This window comes from Bradyrhizobium sp. T-1 (assembly GCF_053592855.1).
In genome coordinates, this window is sequence record NZ_JBSGOX010000002.1 from 796,610 (window position 1) to 816,267 (window position 19,658).

Genomic DNA, 19,658 nt, shown 5'->3' on the forward strand with positions numbered 1-19,658 from the left:
GTTGTCGTGAGCATTCACAACTCTATGACCGGGTTTGACGCGCTTTCTTGCGGTGTTCCTATTGCGTATGCGCCGCTGTTCGGTGTCTGAGTGGGGACAAGCTACGAAGCCATTGCTCATGTGGATCTCCAACGCTTTTATGCTCGGTGAGCAAGTTGCGTGCCGCTGGGTCGACCAGCTGCATGCAGGCGCCATGTTACGATTGTTGTTAAGAATGCCGTGGTGATGCGCGTGCTTAGGAGCACAATAGAACTAGCGGGTAATGCACAGCTGATGGGCGAGAGCGGTGACTTCTGTTCTTGAAGATGGAAGTCTTCGCTTGTGATCGCGAGCAGGCGATCACAATGAAACAGGGACTATGGGTCAGCCGAAATGGCCCAAGGGGTATCGATCGGATGCCACGCGAGCGCAGTTGCCCAGAGCTCGCTAACTTCCTGAGGAAATCCGTTATCGCTTAGGAGCGGCTCTGGCCGAGAGACCCTGACCTAAGCGGCACGTTTGAATCAGGTGTGTTGATTTGGGTTCCGTTCTCAAAAGACGATCGCCGATCTTCGGGCATGACAGTCGGGCGCGCTGCAATGTTCTATCGTGAGATCTCTTGGCCGCCGCATGCCCGGGCTAAGCGTGGTGCCCGCTCTCAGCGGTATCGAAGGCACCGTCAAGCGGCTAATAACACCAGCGTATACGGTGCTCAGATGCGGCGATTTACGCCGTCTAGCGAGGCCTTGCTTTAGCGGAATATTGGGAGGTAAGCGTCTTGTCAGTCACTCTGCTGAGCCAAGACAAATTGTGAGAGATCAACGCTAGTTATGGAGCGATCTAAAACAAACAGTTGTTGGGACCCAAGGGGCTCTCGCTTTAGCTCATTCAAGTCAGCCGAGCACGGCTGGCGCGGTGAGGTGTTTCGTTTCAGACGAGGAGCACAGAGGTGTGCCCCCAAAAAAACGTCGCATGCGCGCTATCCAACGCCTCTGTACGAAAAGGGACCCGGCTCGGCCGGCCCACCGTCCTCGGCCGCTCGTTTCGCTCCTGATCTCAGCGGTGACTACCGCTTGCGCGAATGCCATCGCAACCGTACCTCGGCTGGCCTCGCTCCCCGGGAAATACAAGGATGGTTGCGGAACGGTGGTCATGGCCGGTGGGCTCGCTTCGAAGGAAATGCCAGAAGAGCGTTCCGTGGTCGGGCTGCCTGTCCATCGCATGGAATTTATCTAGTCTTGGCCAGAACTCGACGCTCATTTGGCAACTTACTTCTATGCGACGGCATGCAGGGCAGTGAGTTCATCTTGTCGCCTCTCAGCGTGTCCCCCTCTTCTCTCTTGGTTAGTCGAGGCACGGCTCTTGCTGCCTACAAAGAAGCATCACCATCCCGCCTCCCTTGTGGTGATGTTAGGGGCGGGTTCGGCACGACCAGCTGCTGCCGGACCGCCCCGACGATCGTAGACGATAACAGATGAGAGTGGGCCTTAGGCCAACCTATTTGTGATTCGCGGCACGTGCCGTGCAAAGCGCTGTGTCCTTGCTGCATGGTCGCAGTTCGCTCCATGCTCCGTGACGCCGAACGTCTTGTGATCTGCGAGAAGATGGCGCGTTTAGCGGTGGATGATCGAGCCGTTAATCCGCGCGCAAGGGGCTGGTTCGCGAGCTCGCTTTGCAGGGGTGCCAAAGGACCGCTTGTCGGGTCTCAAACGAGGGCTCGTTGATGGAGCCGAATCGACTTGTTCTCTCGGCGATCTCGAAGCGCTGTCTGCCGTTGTGTTAGGTAGGAGCATGGGTATTGTGGCATGCCGTCGCTCATCCTCGCGGCTGCCTTTGATTGCCTCGATCAGAAGCGAAGTGTCCGCTGGTTCGCTTCAACAGAGTAGAAGCTTGTAGTGCAACGAGTAGCTGTTACGTTCTGTTACTCGAAGAACTGTGCTGCTTCGAGGACCTCGCAGCAAGTTCCTGATGGACCGTACTCGTTCGTGCGGCCCAATCAGTGGGACGTGGAGTTACGGTCTCGATTGGGCGCGTGATGATGTAAGAGCCCAGAGCCGCGCGACGATGCGTGGGGCAAAATTGATGCTCTCCCTTGCGCCTCAACCCAAAAGCGCTGACACTCAGCCTGGCTCGAGTCTAATTGGGGCCGGCCTTGGAGTTCTGCAGCTACGAGATCAGCGACAAACTCTTATGATTTGCGACCAATTCGAGATCGTGTTCCGTGGCGTGGTGTAGCTGAGTGCGGGTCACCGCGTTCGCCGGCATGGGCCGGATCGGTCGCTGGCGATTGCCGGGAAGCTGACGGCGGGATCATCGCCCAACGGGGCGATGGTTTCCAGTGTCATGTAGCGGCCGCGCTGGACCGCCCACTCGTCGTTCTGGTCGAGCAGGATCGCACCGACGAGGCGTCGATGGCGTCTTCATTGGGGAAGATGCCGACCACTTCGGTGCGGCGCTTGATCTCGCCATTGACCCGTTCGAGCGGATTGGTAACCGGTATGAGAGTTCTCGGTGCCAACGTTCCGCTGCGGTGTTCGACATCGTGGCGTATGGTGCGACCATCGGGACAGAGGCACCGGGAGCACGAAGGTGCGGGCAGGCCGATACACACGATGAGCCGAGAGCTCGTGTTAGTAGCTGGCCGCCTCTGCGACTTGCCCGGTTGCGCCGTGAGCGCGAGTCCGTAGTTGTCGTGTCGCCCGCCGCTCCCGCAATAATCAACGGAAGGGAGGACGCGCAGATGCGACGCGTGATTGGTATCGATGTTCACCGAACCTTCGGCGAGGTGGTAATCTGGAAAGACGGCATCCTTCGACATGCGGGCCGGGTCGACATGACCCGGGCCGCCCTTGAAGGATGGGCAAGAGTCTGCGGTCGACCGACGAAGTGGTGATCGAGGCGACTGGAAATAGCATGGCGGTGTCGCGGGTGCTGACGCCATTCGTGGCGCGGGTGACTATCGCCAATCCGTTGCAGGTGAAGGCGATCGCTCAGGCGCACGTCAAGACTGACAAGATCGACGCCGGTACACTCGCCAGCCTGCAGGCGGCGGGCTCCCTGCCGCAGATCTGGACGCCTGATGCGGAGACCGAACGCAAGCGCAGGCTGGTGGCGCGGCGCTACCAGGTCGTGCGGCATCGCACGCGGCTCAAGAACGAAGTGCATTCGATCCTGAATGCGCACCTGATCCCAAAGTGCTCGCATGCCGATCTTTTCAATGCCCGCGGCCGGGCGTGGCTGGCCGCTCAACAGTTTCCGGACGATGAGCGCGCGGCGATCGATCGGCACGTTCGTGAGCTCGACCGGCTGGCGGAGGACTTGGCCCTGCTCGACCGCGAGATCGCGCAGGACGCCATCGACGATTCCGCGGTCAACAGAGTGATGACGATCACCAGCGTGAATGTGACAGTCGCTACCGGGATCGTGGCGGCGATCGGCGACATCAGCCGGTTCAGCAGCCCGCAGAAGCTGGTGAGCTATTTCGGGCTGAACCCGAGGGTGCGGCAGTCGGGACTGGGAGCCGCCCATCACGGTCGAATCAGCAAGATCGGCCGCAGTCACGCATGCGCCATACTGGTTGAGGCGGCCTGGGCAGCGGCCAAGGCGCCCGGTCCACTGCATGCGTTTTTCGTGCGCATCCGTGCGCGGCGTGGCCACCAGATCGCCGCGGTCGCCGTGGCTCGGAAGCTCACTGTGCTCTGCTGGCATTTGTTGACAAGGGGCGAAGATTACCTGTGGGCCCGCCCAGCGATGGTCGCCAATAAGACCCGCGCGATGCAACTTCAAGCCGGACATCCGCAACAGAAAGGCAACCGGCGTGGACCAGCCTATACCTGCAACATCAAGGCGCTGCGCGATGGCGAGATGTCGATTGCCGCCCAGGCGGAGCGAAGCTACGAACGGTTCATGTCGCAATGGAAAGCGCGGCGGCCAAAAACCGGCGCGCGGGCGCCTCAGTTCGGCAAGACAAAATAGGGCAGTCCGGTGACGCTTGCAGCCGACGCGTCACGCTTCGCCACGAGGTCGCCCGCGCCCAACAATCATAATCGCAGCTGACGGCAACTTCCAGCCGGGCCAGTCCCGTTCCACGCAGCCGCCGTGCTCGGGCGGATCATGGCCAAGCCTTGCGGTAGCCGCAAATGCGGCCAGCCTTGACCGCCCCTGCGCGCGGCGGCTGCGTGATCGGTGGCCGGGACGGAAGAATGACCCGCGCGACCGAACAAAAGAATGGACTTACAGCGATTTTCGCAGTCGTCGTCTCGGTCTGAAGAAATCGCTTGTCCATCTCATCCGTCGAGTGCAGCTTGGCGCGATGCGCGGCTGGGAAGCTCATGTAGGCGAGCACGTCGGTTTCGGCCTCGTCGAGGAAGGCGGCGAGCTTCGGGAGCTTGGGGCGGAGCTGGTCGGTGATGCGCCGCCATTGCGCCCGCGCCTCCTCGGCATGGTCCTGGGCAAAGGCGGTGGCGATGAAGGAGGAGACGACGCGCCGGCCGCTCTTGCCGGCATGCGCCAGCGCGTTGCGCATGAAGTGCACGCGGGGGTCGTTGAAAAAGCTGCAATTGGCTGATTCCGTTCTCGTCGGCGATTCGCGATTGGCGGAGCAAACGAGATGCTGGGGCGCAAGGAGCGGGATCAGTTGGAGCTCTTCATCACTGGCTCGCTCAGACAGCTCGTCCCAGATGAGCACGTGCTGGCACGGGTCGATCGTGTGCTCGACCTATCTTGGCTAAGGGAAGAGGTCTCCGACCGCTATAGCGCGAACGACGGTCGGCCGGGCGTCGATCCGGAGGCCGCGGTCCGCCTGATGCTCGCGGGTCTGCTCACCGGCATCGTACACGATCGCAAGCTGATCCGAGAGGCTCAGGTTAACATCGCCATTCGCTGGTTTGCTGGTTATGGCCTGCATGAGCGGCTACCGCACCATTCCAGCCTGACGCGCATCCGCCAGCGCTGGGGCGAAGAGCGATTCCGTAGGATCTTTAAACGCACGGTCCAGGCCTGTCTGAAGGCCAAGATCGCAACAGCCGAAGTGGTTCACATCGATGCGTCGCTAATCCGCGCCAACGTGAGTTGGGATAGCCTCACCGAGCAGCATGCGGTGGATGTGCTGAGCGAAAATCAAAGCGAAGATGAAAGCGAGGATGAGAGAAAGGGCCGGCAAAGCGGGAAGTACAAAAAGGTCTGCACGACTGATCCCGATGCGACAATGGCTACGAATGCCCGAAACCGGCGGCTGGAACCCGCTTACAAGCAGCACACTGCCGTCGATGACAAGGTCGGTGTCATTCTGGATGTCGCGGTCACGACTGAACAAACGAACGAAGGAGAGATGATCGAGCCGCAAGTCGATGAGATCGAAGCGATTACGGGCATCGACATCAAGGTCGTCACCGCCGATGCGGGCTATGCCTACGCTAAAGTCTACGGCGCGCTCGAGCGGCGCGGCATTGATGCCCTCATCCCAGCTAAAGCCGAACCAATCAAGAGTCGCGTACCGCTCAGACGCTTCCGGTACGATGCCAAGAACGACATCTTGAAGTGCCCGCGAGGACGTATCTTGCGCCCCGCGCGGCCCATCAAGCACGGCCGTTTCTTTTACGCGAAGGCGAAGGATTGCACCCGGTGTCCGCTCAAGCGGGATTGCCTATCCAAAGGGCGGGTTAACAAAGCGGTCGTTGTCGGTGACCATTATCCGGCACTGCTGCGCGCCCGCCGCCGTCGCGAGCGATGGAGTAAGCAGGATCGACATCTCTATCAACGCCATCGCTGGCGCTCAGAGGGATTCCACGGCGAAGCCAAAACTTGGCATGGGCTGGCGCGCGCCGTACGGCGCGGTCTACCGAATATGAAGATCCAGGCCTACCTGACGGCCGCCGCCATCAACCTCAAGCGGCTGGCAACCGCTCTCCTTGCGCTTATTCTGTCTTGGATTGTCCCTCAAAATGCGTTTGCGGCTTCAGATCGCGCCGTAGCGCGGGCTTTGACGCGAGGGCCATGATAGGCCGGTCGCTGCATCGCGCGAATCTATGGGCCACTTCTTCAACGACCCCACGCGGCAGCGCTGCCAGGAGGCGTTGAGCACCTTGGCCACGGTCGCCTTGATCCCCTCGTGGGCGTCGGAGACCACCAGCTTGACGCCGCGCAATCCCCGCCGCGCCAGCTTGTGCAGGAACGCGGTCCAGAACGTCTCGGCCTCGGACGGGCCGATGTCCATGCCGAGCACCTCGCGCCTTCCGTCGCTGTTGACGCCGACCGCGATGATCACCGCGACCGAGATGATGCGCCCGTTCTGGCGCACCTTCACATAGGTGGCGTCGATCCACAGATAGGGCCAATTGCCCTCGATCGGGCGGTTGAGGAAGGCCTTCACCTTGTCGTCGATCTCACCGCACAGCCGCGACACCTGGCTCTTGGAGATGCCGCTCATGCCCTTCGCCTGCATCTGGTCGTCGACCGAGCGAGTCGAGACGCCGTGGACATAGGCCTCCTGCACCACCGCGGTGAGCGCCTTCTCGGCCATCCGCCGCGGCTCCAGGAAGCCGGGGAAGTAGGAGCCTTTGCGCAGCTTGGGAATGCGCAGCTCGACGGTGCCGGCGCGGGTCTCCCAGCTCCGATCGCGGTAGCCGTTACGCTGGACCTGCCGCTCTTGGCTCTTCTCGCCGTACGCGGCTCCGGTCAGGCCCTCGACCTCCAGCTCCATCAGCCGGTGGGCAGCAAAGCCGATCATCTCGCGCAACAGATCAGCATCGGGGATCTTCTCTACGAGCGTGCGCAGGTTCATCATGTCGTCGGTCATCGGTGGTTCCTCGAGTCAGGTTGGCTGTCGCAATCCAAACCTTACCGACGAATCATCGGTGACCACTCGCAAAGCCGCTCGCTCGCTACAGCGCTATGGGGGAGCGCGCGTCGCGAGCGGCTTTGCTAATGAGCTACACCACTCCCTGGGACACGACCCCACTCTCGTCACTCCGAGATTAAGGAGGTAAGCCAGTTGCGAGTACCGCGTCGGAATCCAACGCCAAAAGGTGTGACGTATGCGCAATGCAAGCAAAGATGGTGTAAATGCTCGCCTCTCAGCGGGTAGTCGCAGGAGCGCCGGCTTGCCCTATCTGCCTCAATCAGGCCGTTTCAGCTGAAACAAGTTGCCTCGACCTGTACAACCCAAGTGGCGGCTGCAAGGTACCTTGCCACCTCATGCGGCAAGGATTCAGGTTGTTGATTTTGCTGGTATGTTGGAACGTGGTACTGTCGATCGAGGTGTGCCAGGAATATCGGAGCACGGTGATCTTCGGGCAGGCGAAGTCCTGAGCGGGAAGTCTGGGCTGGTCGCGCTCGTTTGCGGCTTTGTTCTCTACGTCAGGTTGAATTGCCGAATTCGGAGGGGTAGCTCGAGAAGAAAGCAGTGAGGGCCCGGGTCATACTTGTGTATACCGGAGCGGGCCTATAATCGGAAGTCCGTAGGTTTTGGGCGAGAGCAGTAATCGGCCCTCATCCCGGACCAAGCAGAGCCGTTATAAGGCCGAGAATCTAGGTTTTTTGGATTTGCCATGGTTCTGTTTGAAAGGATGGCACGTGAACGAGCGCTTGCAAGCATCGCAATTGGTGCCGGATCACAACGAAGCAGTGGTGCTGATTGTCGACGACGATGCCTCGATACGGAAGGCTCTTACGAACCTTTTCCAATCGGCGGGTTTGAAAGTGAAGGACTTTGCCTCCGCCGCGGAGATATTAAAAGCGGACCGCCCCGAGGGGCCGAGCTGCCTTGTGCTCGATGTTCGGTTGCCTGGATTGAGCGGTCTCGAGCTGCAATCCGGTCTCGCTAGCGCGAATATGCATACGCCAATTGTTTTCATAACGGGTCATGCGGATGTTCCAATGACGGTACAGGCAATGAAAGGGGGGGCGGTTGATTTCCTGACAAAGCCTTTCCGCGATCGGGATTTGCTTCGCGCAGTCCAGATTGCAATCGAAAGAGATCGACAAAGGCGAGAGCTTGAGAAGATGCGAGCCGGCGTGCGCTCACGCTTTGAAGGTCTGACGCAGCGAGAGCGTGATATTCTGACGCTGGTTGCGTCAGGGCTCTTGAACAAGCAAGTAGCGGGTGAGCTCGGCCTCGCCGAGATCACCGTCAAAGTCCACCGTGGCCAAGCCATGCGCAAAGTCGGCGCTAAGTCGCTCGCCGATCTCATAAGAATGATTGAGTTGCTGGGCCTGTCCCGCTCAAATGGAAACGTGCAAACCTGAGTACGAGCGGCGGCTCTCGGTTGGATAGCGCTGCAGCTAAAGGCTTTCCGCTTATAATGCCTCATCTCATCTCGATCATTGACGATGATCCGTCCGTTCGTGCCGCCACGAACAACCTTCTGTCCTCTCGCGGCTACGACGTTCAAGTGTTTGCATCCGCCCCAGAGTTTCTACGCTCGGAGGTGCTGGCTGCCACGTCGTGTGTAATCGCCGACATCCAGATGCCTTTCATGAACGGGCTTGAGCTGCTACGGCAAATGCGAAACGACGGTCGTCAAACGCCGTTTATCTTCATTACGGCCAATGCAGAGAGATCAGTTCGCGCCCGCGCAATCGAAGCTGGCGGTATTTGCCTTCTCGCTAAACCATTTACCACAATGACATTGATCAACTGCCTCATTGCAGCGCTCGAAGGACTTGACGACACAAGGAAATGAAAGCGACCACTCTTTGCGGAAAGCACCTCAACGGAATTGGTGAGTCTGAGATAATCGCCTGCACTCGCGGTACACGTTACGTCCTAATCGGAACTCTTGCAATTGCGATGCACGCGTGCGTTGACGGAGGCTCCTTGATGTTCAGTGCAGTTAATCTTGGCGGCCAAATCCTGCCGACGCGCTCATCTTACTGCGCAGTTTCAAGTGAAAGCTGTTTCCAGTTGAGGCGCTCGGGCGAAGTCGCACATCGTTGATCATGAAGCGGTCGCCGAACATCTTCGGCGGGTTTAACTCTCGGCCCTGGTCCCTAAAGGCTGAGCGTGGGCGAGTCGTACGCTTCCGGCGTCCGCTTCCTGACTATTGCCGAATAAGGGAGATTCGGTGGGCGGTGCGTCTTGAACGCGAATGCGATGGTTTTCCCCCTAAGGCGAGAAGTGGCCGTCAAGTTCGGAATGTCGGAATGTCGATTAACGTTCACAATTTCGGGGTTGCGGAGACGCGGGGAGCGCGCGTTCGGGCGTGATCTTCTTCCCGACTGTTGAAGCGCCAACTGTCGATTCCGCTTTCGATAATATCCTAATGAAGGTTCAGGTGGTCGAGCGGCGCGGTGGTCATCTTGGTGTGTCCGCAAGGACGCTCGGCCATTCCCGACTACCAGATTGGTGGTCACCAGCACGAGTGCGCTCGTAGGCGACCGATGAGGTGGAACAGGGAGCTGATTACCGGATTGGGCGAATGGCAGATTGCCGAGCTCGTCGAGAACAACGAAGTCCAACCGGGTCAGGTGATCGGCGAGCCGTCTTTGGCGGCCATCGCGGACCTCGGCTCCTAGCCTGTTGAGGAGGTGGACGTCCTTGTAGAAGCGGCCACGGGCGCCAGCGCGGACACAGCTGCGGGCAATTGCGATCGCGAGGTTAGTCTTGCCAGTCCCCGGGGCAACCAGCGTTGGCCGATGTCTAGGAGCCCGATTGAGATCCTCCCCGTTCCATCCGCAATGCGCAGCGTTAGTCGTCGTTGTCACCTTGCAAGCGGCTTGAGGGTGAGACCGATTTAGTTATCAGGCAACCTGATGGGATGTTAACGCTCCTGCCGGCATGGACGGTGCACCACCGCGTCCTTCCGATTGATCCCTGCTCCGCGGCTTGCGGTGGACGGTCGCTGGAGGTGCGCGCTCTTGTCGACGCGGTTTTATCCTCCTCTTAGGGTTATTCGTCCCATTTGTGGGGACGTCGTCGTGGCGAGCGCGTCACCTCACAGGGAGATCGGTTCGAGAGCCCTCCAAGATGCAGCAGCATTCCGATTGAAACTTGCCAGCAACGCTGGAGCTGTTGAAGGAGCTTCCTACCGAATCGCTCACCGACGGGGTGACCGACGCAAACGACATGAGGAGGACAGCGGTGAGCAAGAACACGCCTGAGCACGCTCCTCGCCGGGCCATCGTGCACGTTCGTCAGTCGGCGGACGACCAGGTTATCAACAACCGAGTGGACCGCGCCGGCAGTAAGGCTTAGGTGACGGTGCGCGGCAGCTTGGCTGGAGCGAGGTGAGCGTGATCGACCATGATCTCGGTCGCTTTGGTGGTGGCACCGCGCGTCGCGGGTTCGAGAAGCTGCTCGCCGCATTTGCGAAGGGCGAGTTGGCGCCGTGGTTTTGATTGAGGCCTCTCGGCTGGCCCGCAGGGCAGGCATCGTTATACACTCCTGGATTGAGACCACGAAGCAAAAGGCGCGCAGGAGTGAACTCTTCCATACGATATCTCACGGTCTCTCATGATCGGATCGAGAACGACCTAGCGCGACGGTCAGGGTGAGAGCGTATGTGGAGGCTCCCGAACGTGCGGTGGTTGCCCCGTGCAAATTCGCCCCCGGGGGGAACGGAGGAGAAGGCCGGCCGTGGAGCTGGCCGGGGTTGCGCAATGACCGGCTCCTTTCGTTACTAGGCATTTGCGACGTCGTCAGTTCGTGCTGTGCTGACGGCCGATGCAAGCAGCAGCGCGTTCGCCTGCTCGTTTCGCGAAGAGTTAAGGCGACGCTGAAGGGTTAGTAGGACCTTGTAAAATAGAGTATCCTGCGTGCAGTTTGGACAGAAGCTCGCTGCTCATCCGCCATGGTTCGGCTCCGCATCATGTTTGAAGTGCGACGGTCACACTAATGACGGGAACGATCAAGCTACGTACTCCTTCCCGGGTATTCAAAGCTCGAAGACCGCTGTTTTGATCGACGCGTCCGTGCTTCGGTAGCGCCAGCGGAAGGCCCGACGAAACGTGCCGCAGGGTGACCGTACCCCCGCCAGAGGTTCGTCAGGATCAATGGAGCGTAGCGTACGTTTGCCTCAGGCGGCAGGGCTCCATTGTCCGTCCCCCGAGTTGACACCCGGATGACGCGTGCCGAGCCACCACCTTCCGGCCGAGCTATTCGGGTCCTAAAACAGGATCAGCGTCGCCATAGCTTAGGAGTAAGACATCATTCTTTGTCCTCGCTCTCGCAGTCGAAGCGATTCTGACGCATGCTATTCAACCTTTCGAACACTGATCGCTCATTCTGGCCATAGAGCTTAATGCCAATGATGACTTCTCGCAGATGTGCTATATTGTAGCGTTTGGTTTGCTCGACCCAGCGGTCGAGCGTAGCATCGTCAAGCGATGGCTCCTTGGCTTTGAAGTAGGCGCGGCGGGTCTGGGCGGACGACATACCAACTTCCATGATGGTGTCAAAGCGAGAAGGGCGATCGACAAAGCGCCTGTCCAGACGGTCAGGGTGGTTGGTGGTCGCAACGTGCAGCACGTTCGCAGTTTGCGCGTTGCCATCGAGCAACGCAAGAAAGTGCTCAGCGCCCCATCTTTCCACGAGCTCGTCCAGATCCTCCATAACCATGACCACGGGCCGCTCGGGCTCAATGCGACGCAGCAGACCGACACACGCGCTAGCCAGTTGCGGGCGATCGATAAAGACAACTACGCCATTATGATCTCGGACAACGACCTGTGTCATTTGTCCGATTGCGCAGGTCTTGCCACTACCGGGAGGGCCCCACAGGAGCATGCCGCGCTTGTGCGTGAAGCCGTACTCGACGTACTCCTCGCGCAGAGCCCAGAACTTGTCGAACTCGACCAAAAGCCTCTCCGCGGCGGTGTCCGGCAAGTTCAAGAGCGTGTCAGTTACAGTCGGCACCTTTTCGAAAAAAACGGTGCAACTATTTTCGCGGCAGCGATAAGCACCTGCTGGCAATTCCAAGGAAGCGTCAGAGACTGGGAGGAAGGTCGTGCCGCTCCGCGCCCACAGCGCAGCATTAAGATGGAATTCGTGATCCATGTACTGGTCCACGCACTCGTCGACGCACTCGTCCACGCACTCGTCCTTGTTCTCGTTTACGGAGAAGGCCTCTTTCATGTACTTCCTCGATTGTTAGATGGAGTGTCAGAGTAAAGGGGTAGCAATAGTTGTGCCATCGCAAACGAGGTCCGTATAGCGACCGCGATCCTGACCGGCGGCAGTCACGTGGCTGGTGAAGGGAAGGCTTATGTATTCACCCGTTGCGACACCGATGTGTGGCTAATTCGACAGACTTGTCCGAAATCGACCAAGCAATGCCGCGGCGTTCTTGTTTTCAATGAAGTATCACTTCGGCATTCAGTGGCCTGGCCGTTGCGAGCAGTTGGGCGGTCTGGCCAGACTTATCCTCGTGATCGTGGGTCGACACATTCTTGCCTCGATTCCGTTCGGCGGGCCGAACTGTGTTTGGTCGCTCTTCGAGTACATGCCCATGATTAACGTTATGGCCAAATGCGCAGAGCCCCACACTGGGTGCTGCTGCAAGTCTAGTGTCCTGAACCAGAGCATTGGATCGGCAGAAGCGCTCGATTGAATTGGTCCATGGAAATGGTTTTGGATCGGCGTTGTGCCGTTCGATGAATGAAGCGATGTCGGCCCTGACGGCGGCAATGCTCCGATAGACGCTGCGCCTGATGTTCTTGTCGGTCAGGAGCTCGAAGAAGCGCTCCTGATTGAGCCATGACGAGCTGGTCGGGGTCAGGTGCACATGCCAACGCGGCCTTTTAACTAGCCATCGCCGGATCAGCGGGGTCGTGTGCGTGGCGTAGTTGTCCATGACGAGATGGACGTCGAGCCGGCGCGGGCTGGGTCTCGTCGAGGAGCTTGCAAAATTCGGCGGCGCGGTGAAGTCGGTAGCACTTGCCGATGACCCGTCCGGTCGCAATATCGAGGGCGCGACCAGCGAGGTGGTGCCATGCCTTTTGTAGTCATGGCTCCTTCGGGCCGGCTGGCCAGGTCGCATCGGCCACATCGGCTGGCTGCGATCCAGAGCCTGGATTTGGGATTTGTCGCTCACACACGGGACGATGGCGTGCTGCGGCGGCGAGACGTAAAGCCGACGACGTCGCGGACCTTGGCCAGTAGGTACGGGTCTGTCGAGAGCTTGAACGTCTCCATCCGATGCGGCTGGCCCGAAGGCCCGCCAGATGCGTTGAACCGTCGACACCAACAGACCGCTCGCCTTTGCCATGCTGCGGGAGCTCCAATGCGTGGCGGGGCAGTTCTCCAGCGTTCGCACGGTCACGACTTCGATTCGGACATCATCAACCGTGCGCGGAGCCCCGGAACGCGGCTCGTCGTGAAGCCCGGCCACGCGCTGCTCTACAAAAACGGTGGCGCGACTTGCCTACCGTCCCGCCGCTCCAGGCGCAGCTTGGCCGCCACTTTCTTGTTCTGTCCTCCCTCCGCGCAGGTCAACACAATCCGGGCTTTCAGAGCCAGCGCCTGCGCCGTGTTCCGCCGCTTCGTCAGTGACGTCAGTGCGGCACGCTCATCATCGCTCAATATCAGGGGCGCAAGTAGCTGGACCGACATCAAATCCTTCGTCGCTATTCCAGCACCCAGCTCTGGCACAACCAAGCGAATCCAATGCGATTTTACGATTGCGAACTTGTGAGTCAGGACAGTAGTCATCTGGAATGCAAGTTCGTCACCGCCGGCGAGCTCGCTCGACGGCTCACGGCTTTGTTATGGGGGCAAAGATGCTTTCGGTCTCGATCAATGGATCGTGGATACTGCGAGGAGCGAACTGGCCTCGCTTGCGCAAGAGATCGACCGCGACATTGCAGCTGTCGCGGAGCCATCACCCAACCCTAGAGCACTATCCCCATCGACGGGCTCTTATGGTCCCTGCTGTCCGGAACGGAATCTCCGCATCGATAAGTGTAGCCTCTGCCGAGATTAGGTTGCGGCGCGGTGAGTAGGCCTCGGTGTGCTGACGTCGAGGCTCGATGTGGACGGCGGTAACTAACACAAGTCCAAATAGCGGCCGATCGATCAAGTTGCACGGTCGTCGGCGGGCTCTCTTTGTCAGGTGCGGCAGTTGCCGCGCCGTTGATGGCCGCAAATCAGCCGGCCTGGATGTTTAATTCTCTCTTCCTCAGAACAAGGAACCGGCACCCGGCGGCACGCCGCACCCGGGTCATCAGGGTCCCAGGGAGTCTCCCGGGCGGGGGGCTCCTGCGCGCCTTCCGGTGGGCCCTCTTGCGTGCGGGCTGAAGCAGTGCCTACCAACAAAAGCAGTGCGGCCGTAGTCAAAAGCGCGCGTTTCATCCGGTTTCCACTAGAACAGATACGAGAACTCCACAGCCAAGTATGCCATCCCAGGTGCTAAGGAGTAGCCGGCGTTGGTTCACCAGAGGTCTCGACTTCATTCCAGGATCGTACAATGTGACGCTAGGTGCGATTCAAGCCTTTTCATAACGGAGGCACAAAGTATCAACCTGACATCGCTTAGGTCAGCGCTCCCGACGGCATCGAGCGGGAGGGCGTGATTGCTGCCGGCCCCAACGTAGTGCCCGTCCTGGCGATCGGCCTGGCTTGTCGAAGCTCGGCGAACGCGTGACATAGACGCCGCAGGAGATTCCAGCTCAGCTACCATCTCCACCATTGTGCGGCGGCTGGTCTTGGCCATGAACAAGGCCCAGTCGATGACGGCGTCCACAGGTTTGCTGATCGCTTCGGTTTGTGCACTCTTACCGAGCTTGTCCGAGATCGCCCAGGATACCGGAATAGCGCCAGCACGGCGATCAGCAAAGCATGCTCTGCGTGCTCCATGCGTCCATGTGCGGTCATGAGTTCTTCGTAACTCGACAGTCACTCGCAACAGGCATGGATAGTGTTGCCGGAGCATGTCGGCGCCGGAGATGCACCTGGATGCAGACCTCGATCCGGCACTGGAGATGAATGCCGACGTATACCTGCATGACTGACAGCGAGATGGCCAAGACATTCCTCGACAGAGCGACGCCCCGGAGTGCCTAGACGCCACGTGTTCCATGCGTTCTCTTTTACAATTGCTTGCCGCCTGGAACGTCGTTATCAGGTTCGAATAAACTCACGGACATATTGGTCATCGCGGAGCCTGATTCTCCCGATATCGACGGCATGTTCGCCTCCTCTTCCGAGCTCCGCTAATGGGCCTCCTGCCCCCGCCAGCAAGCGAAGCTGGTAAGGGGCGGCAAAGACAAGGAGCACACCATGTCTCAGACACCCAATACCGCGATCGCCGTGATCGGCATCGATATCGGCAAGAACTCGTTCAACGTCGTCGGCCACGATGCGCGCGGCGCCATCGTTCTGCGTCAAAAGTGACCGCGTGGGCAAGTGGAGGCGCGGCTCGCAAATCTGCCGCGTTGCCTGATCGGTATGGAAGCCTGCGTCGGCGCACATCACCTGAGCCGCAAACTCGCATCGCTTGGTCACGATGCGAGGTTGATGCCGGCCAAATATGTCCGCCCCTATAGCAGGGGACAGGAGAACGACTTCAATGACGCCGAAGCGATTGCCGAAGCCGTGCAGCGCCCGACGATGAAGTTCGTGGCGACCAAGACCGCGGAGCAACTGGATCTGCAGGCGCTGCACCGGGTGCGCGAGCGGCTGGTATCGCAACGCACCGGCATCATCAACCAGATTCGCGCCTTCATGTTGGAGCGCGGGATCGCCGTGCGCCAAGGTATCGGCTTCTTGCGCACCGAACTGCCCACCATCCTTGCGACGCGCGCCGATGCCCTGTCGCCACGCATGTTGCGTGTCATCGAGGAGCTGGCAGGCGACTGGCACCGGCTGGATCAGCGCATCGATGGCCTCTCCGGCGAGATTGAAGCATTGGCCCGTCAAGATCAGGCATGCTCGCGCCTAATGACGGTGCCTGGCATCGGGCCGATCATTTCGAGCGCCATGGTGGCCGCGATCGGCACCGGAGACGTATTCTCCAAAGGCCGCGACTTCGGCGCTTGGCTTGCCCAAGCAGATCTCGACGGGAGACCGCACGATCCTCGGCAAAATCTCGAGGCGCGGCAATCGCTACCTGCGCGTTCTGTTCGTGCAGGCGGCGTGCGTTGTGCTGGTCAGGATAAAGAACTGGGAAAGTTATGGGCTCAAGTCCTGGATCGAAGCCGCCAAAAGGCGGTTGCACCACAACGTGCTCGCGATCGCGCTCGCCAACAAGCTTGCCCGCATCGCCTGGGCGGTGCTGGCCAAAGGACGCGCCTTCGAGCTGACGAGGACTGACGATGCAGGCGTCCGACCCGCTTGATCCTCGCGCCGTGCTGGGCGCGGTCAAGGCGCAGCCTGGCAACGCCGGAGCCAGCCGCAAGCCAAGCGCGACGGCTGGCCTTGACCGCCCCTGCGCGCGACGCGATCGACGTTCTGCGGGCCGGGACGAAGGAACGGCCCTTGGCTCGAACAAAGGAACTGAGCAAAATGAGGAGCAAGCGATGACGTAAGCCCCTATCAATAATTTCCAGCCGAGGTCTGCGAGAGGATGAGACGAGATGGAGGTTCGGTCTTCCCGGCGCATGCGAACACTGGTGACCCGAATGGTCCAATCGAGGCCTGTCCGCTAACGAGAACGCACGCGCGCTGATATCCATGGTGGCCGGAGCAAATGCTCCAATCAAAGGCCGGATACATTGATGCAAGACCGCTCACCGCCAGCTCGGCGAAACCACTTGCAACGCACGGCCGGACCATACATCGGGGTCATTTATATTGCTCCTTGCTATAGATCCGCTTCACCAGTAGCCGACAGTTTCGTCTCGCCGGTCGGTCACAAATCCGGGCAGTCGTACTGGCGATAACAACAGTGGCGTCCGTAACAACCGTGCCTATAACCGTGGCAGGGATATGCGCGGAACGGGTACGACCGCGGGCCGGTATGGTACGGACTGCAGCCATAACTGACCGGAGGGTATCCATAAGGCGGCTCCGCATATACGCAATAAGGGCCATAACAGCCGCCGCTCGTACTTGCGCCACGGAAGAGTTCGGCTCTTGCAAGACTGGAGATCCTCCGTTCGCAGTTGCAGTGAGAGACAGGGGACATCGTGGTCGTGCCTCCAGGAAAGGCCTGCACGACTCCGACACTCCTCGGCATCGGCGCTGCCGTCGCCAGCTCCAACTGGACAACCATCAGGACTCCCACCACCGTACAGCTCAATAGGGACTTCCAGCTGCTCATCGTTCGACTCCTTATCACGGTCGTTTCGACAGTCGGCTCCAAGATGTCGTCAAAAAGCTCCCGCCTGGCGGCCTGCGCAGCCAGTGCTGCTGATCCAAATATTGGCTGCCGCCAATCAAGTGCCACAGCCACATGATCGCTACGCTACTTTCCTACCCCAATGCCAAGACGTATAGCGCTTGCTTGGCGAACGAAAGCAGCACTCCACCGGCTGCGAGAGCGGCCACGCAGAGTGCCAAGATCACCGCGCGCTCCATGCTTTACCGTTTTAGGCGGTCGTGAGCGCCCGAAGGTGGGATCGGTCGAACAGTATCTTGGATAATGGACGTATTGGTCAGCGCGTAGCCTGATCTTATTGATATCGACCGCATCTCGAGCACGCCTTCTCCGCCATTTACAATTCCCCTCCAGGGCCAAATAAACCTCCCCGGAGTAGCTCCGGGCAAGCCTCTCAAGGAGAGGATCAGCAAGTCCGATGCCATCGGCGGGAGCATGACAGTTCTGACACGTATAAATGAGTTAGGGGATTCTGAGCACCATTGCGAGAGCGTCGCGACGCCATGTTAGTGCGACAACTGTCCCGAGTCTGACAGACGGGGACGTCAGTTGCGTTCTGGTGTTGATCCCATAATCAGACGTAGCACAGCTGCCCTCACTCTACAGCAGGCCTGCCGCTTCAGCTGGAGCATCGCGTTCCTCGCACCGTCGCCGCCATCGGTCAAAACGAGCAAACTGTGGCGCCTGAGCCGCTCGTGCAAGTCGCGTCCCGGTATAGGCAGCGTTCTTTGCTGCCAGTTCAGCGACAACCGGCGGCCACACTCGCTCGCGGACATCGAGTCAATCGCGCCGACGGGCGCCTAGTGTCGCGCGACGATCAGGATGGAAGGCAGCGTCAATCAAGGTGAGAGAGTTTCGCTGGGCTCGTGACGGAGGGAGGGCGTAGCCCGACCGGAGTTACGAGCCCAGCGTCGGCGCGATCCCGAGGAGGACCGCGCCGACTGGTGATCGCGGCCGGCGGGGTTATGCAAGTGGTTCTTCCGCCAAGAGGAATCACTCGCTTGCCCGGCCGACACATCACAGATCACCAGATGAGATGGGATGGTTGCCGCCCTCCCCAGACGGCATCGTAATGTGCCAAGAACGCAGTGTTTGAACCCCGAAGCGAAGAGGACGGCAAATTGATGGATACGGTGATCGGAGTGGATCTAGCCAAGAATGTGTTTCAGCTCCACGGGGCGTCAATGGCGGGACACTTGAAATTTCGAAAGAAACTGTCGCGGCTTCAGTTTCGGAAGTTCATGGCGGGCCACCCATCGGCAGTGGTGGTGATGGAAGCCTGTGGCAGCGCCCACTATTGGGCACGGGAGATGGTCAAGCTCGGCCATGAAGTGAAACTGATCGCTCCGCAATATGTGAAGCCTTTTGTGAAACGCCAAAAGAACGACGCGGCTGATGCCGAAGCAATCGTGATCGCGGCACAGCGCCCCGAGATGCGCTTCGTCGAGCCGAAATCGGAAGAACAGCAGGCCAGGGCAGTGCTCTTTCGGGCTCGGAAGCGCCTTGTTCATCAGCGCACCGATCTGGTGAATGCGCTGCGTTCTGTTCTCTACGAATTCGGCCATATCATCCCGCAAGGAATCGAACAACTTAAACGCATTGACGCAATCCTCGAAGATCCGAACAGCGATCTACCAGAACTGGTCCGCGAGGAATGTCGGAGTCTCATTGATCAGATCGCCTACAAGACGGAGCGGATCGATGCCAAGGCAGAGCAGCTCAAGAAGTTGGCGACGCGGACGGTCACGGCGCAGCGGCTGCAGACAATGCCGGGGGTCGGCCCGCTGACCGCACTCGCGATCGAGGCTTTCGCGCCCGACATGGCGGCCTTTCGACGTGGCCGAGACTTCGCGGCTTGGCTCGGCTTGGTCCCACGGCAACATTCCTCAGGGGGAAAGGAAAGGCTCGGACGCGTTTCGAAGGAAGGACAGGCGGACATTCGCCAGTTGCTCATCGTTGGGGCGATGTCGCGGCTGAACTGGCTCGGGCGCAAGTCGATCCCTAGCGGATCCTGGCTGGCGCAGATGCTGGCGAGGAAGCCGCGCATGCTTGTGGCGATCGCCTTGGCGAACAAGATGGCTCGGACGATTTGGGCCATGCTCACCCGGAAGGAGGATTATCGGAACCCAGCGCAGGCAGTGACGGCATGACTGCATGCAGCACGAAATAGCCTGACGTTGGCGAAGGGGGTGTGAGAAGGCGACGACCCGAATGGGCGCAACGATCGAACAGATCTGGATCAGGAAACCAGCTAGAGCCAAAGAGCCGACGTGCTCGGAGATGAGAATTGGACCTGGTCCGCGGATCACCATACCGGCCAGCGGCTTCTGAAAATGCCGTAAAGGAAGGCCTGACAGAAGACCGCACTCGATCACACGCCAAAGGGTCAGAAACTTCTTGCATTGCGGGCGGCAACCACAGAAGGCTCTA

General features: G+C 59.6%; 8 protein-coding genes and 5 pseudogenes. 6 read left to right on the plus strand and 7 right to left on the minus strand.

Annotation, left to right across the window (positions count from 1 at the left end; translation table 11 throughout):
* Positions 1-2,225: 2,225 nt before the first annotated feature.
* Positions 2,226-2,485 (minus strand): annotated as a pseudogene (locus ACWAT4_RS43120) (transposase); the annotation flags it as partial.
* Positions 2,486-2,737: 252 nt separating this feature from the next.
* On the opposite strand from ACWAT4_RS43120, the pseudogene ACWAT4_RS43125 reads away from it, so the two are divergent.
* Positions 2,738-3,954: pseudogene (locus tag ACWAT4_RS43125) on the plus strand (IS110 family RNA-guided transposase).
* A gap of 312 nt (positions 3,955-4,266) precedes the next feature.
* Here ACWAT4_RS43125 and ACWAT4_RS43130 read toward each other — a convergent pair.
* Positions 4,267-4,516 (minus strand): annotated as a pseudogene (locus ACWAT4_RS43130) (transposase); the annotation flags it as partial.
* Positions 4,517-4,588: 72 nt separating this feature from the next.
* On the opposite strand from ACWAT4_RS43130, the gene ACWAT4_RS43135 reads away from it, so the two are divergent.
* Positions 4,589-5,977 carry a transposase gene (locus ACWAT4_RS43135; RefSeq protein WP_128929889.1) on the plus strand — a complete coding sequence of 463 codons (1,389 nt, stop codon included), beginning with the start codon at positions 4,589-4,591 and terminating at the stop codon, positions 5,975-5,977.
* Between the two features lie 51 nt (positions 5,978-6,028).
* Here ACWAT4_RS43135 and ACWAT4_RS43140 read toward each other — a convergent pair.
* A pseudogene (locus tag ACWAT4_RS43140) lies at positions 6,029-6,775 on the minus strand (IS256 family transposase); the annotation flags it as partial.
* A gap of 776 nt (positions 6,776-7,551) precedes the next feature.
* Between ACWAT4_RS43140 and ACWAT4_RS43145 the strand changes: the two are divergent.
* Positions 7,552-8,223, plus strand: coding sequence for a response regulator transcription factor (locus ACWAT4_RS43145; RefSeq protein WP_164934295.1), 672 nt, complete (start codon positions 7,552-7,554; stop codon positions 8,221-8,223).
* Between the two features lie 56 nt (positions 8,224-8,279).
* Positions 8,280-8,660 carry a response regulator transcription factor gene (locus ACWAT4_RS43150; RefSeq protein WP_128929888.1) on the plus strand — a complete coding sequence of 127 codons (381 nt, stop codon included), beginning with the start codon at positions 8,280-8,282 and terminating at the stop codon, positions 8,658-8,660.
* A gap of 307 nt (positions 8,661-8,967) precedes the next feature.
* Here ACWAT4_RS43150 and ACWAT4_RS43155 read toward each other — a convergent pair whose 3' ends face one another.
* The 4 genes from ACWAT4_RS43155 to ACWAT4_RS43170 form a co-directional block, all read right to left on the minus strand.
* Positions 8,968-9,681, minus strand: coding sequence for an ATP-binding protein (locus tag ACWAT4_RS43155; RefSeq protein WP_128929887.1), 714 nt, complete (start codon positions 9,679-9,681; stop codon positions 8,968-8,970).
* Positions 9,682-11,122: 1,441 nt separating this feature from the next.
* Entirely contained in the window at positions 11,123-12,049 is a 927-nt protein-coding gene (locus ACWAT4_RS43160; RefSeq protein ID WP_237867165.1) for an AAA family ATPase, read from the minus strand.
* A gap of 217 nt (positions 12,050-12,266) precedes the next feature.
* The gene (locus ACWAT4_RS43165; protein ID WP_128929885.1) at positions 12,267-13,181 is read right to left on the minus strand and encodes a transposase; all 915 of its coding nucleotides are present in this window, start codon (positions 13,179-13,181) and stop codon (positions 12,267-12,269) included.
* Between the two features lie 131 nt (positions 13,182-13,312).
* A complete protein-coding gene (locus ACWAT4_RS43170; protein WP_188637460.1) occupies positions 13,313-13,525 on the minus strand; it encodes a hypothetical protein in 213 nt (70 codons plus the stop codon).
* A gap of 1,833 nt (positions 13,526-15,358) precedes the next feature.
* Between ACWAT4_RS43170 and ACWAT4_RS43175 the strand changes: the two are divergent.
* Together ACWAT4_RS43175 and ACWAT4_RS43180 are read left to right on the plus strand one after the other, a co-directional pair.
* Positions 15,359-16,247: pseudogene (locus ACWAT4_RS43175) on the plus strand (IS110 family RNA-guided transposase).
* 2,105 nt (positions 16,248-18,352) lie between these two features.
* Positions 18,353-19,378: an IS110 family RNA-guided transposase gene (locus ACWAT4_RS43180; protein ID WP_164934317.1), complete on the plus strand. Its 1,026-nt coding sequence runs from the start codon at positions 18,353-18,355 to the stop codon at positions 19,376-19,378.
* Positions 19,379-19,658: the final 280 nt, after the last annotated feature.

What these genes read in the sequence shown, in the direction of transcription:
- ACWAT4_RS43150 (WP_128929888.1), top strand. Translation starts at nt 8,280, where the DNA reads ATGCCTCATCTCATCTCGATCATTGACGATGATCCGTCCGTTCGTGCC.
- ACWAT4_RS43170 (WP_188637460.1), bottom strand. Translation starts at nt 13,525, where the DNA reads ATGTCGGTCCAGCTACTTGCGCCCCTGATATTGAGCGATGATGAGCGT.
- ACWAT4_RS43160 (WP_237867165.1), bottom strand. Translation starts at nt 12,049, where the DNA reads ATGAAAGAGGCCTTCTCCGTAAACGAGAACAAGGACGAGTGCGTGGAC.
- ACWAT4_RS43165 (WP_128929885.1), bottom strand. Translation starts at nt 13,181, where the DNA reads ATGGCAAAGGCGAGCGGTCTGTTGGTGTCGACGGTTCAACGCATCTGG.
- ACWAT4_RS43180 (WP_164934317.1), top strand. Translation starts at nt 18,353, where the DNA reads ATGGATACGGTGATCGGAGTGGATCTAGCCAAGAATGTGTTTCAGCTC.
- ACWAT4_RS43135 (WP_128929889.1), top strand. Translation starts at nt 4,589, where the DNA reads ATGCTGGGGCGCAAGGAGCGGGATCAGTTGGAGCTCTTCATCACTGGC.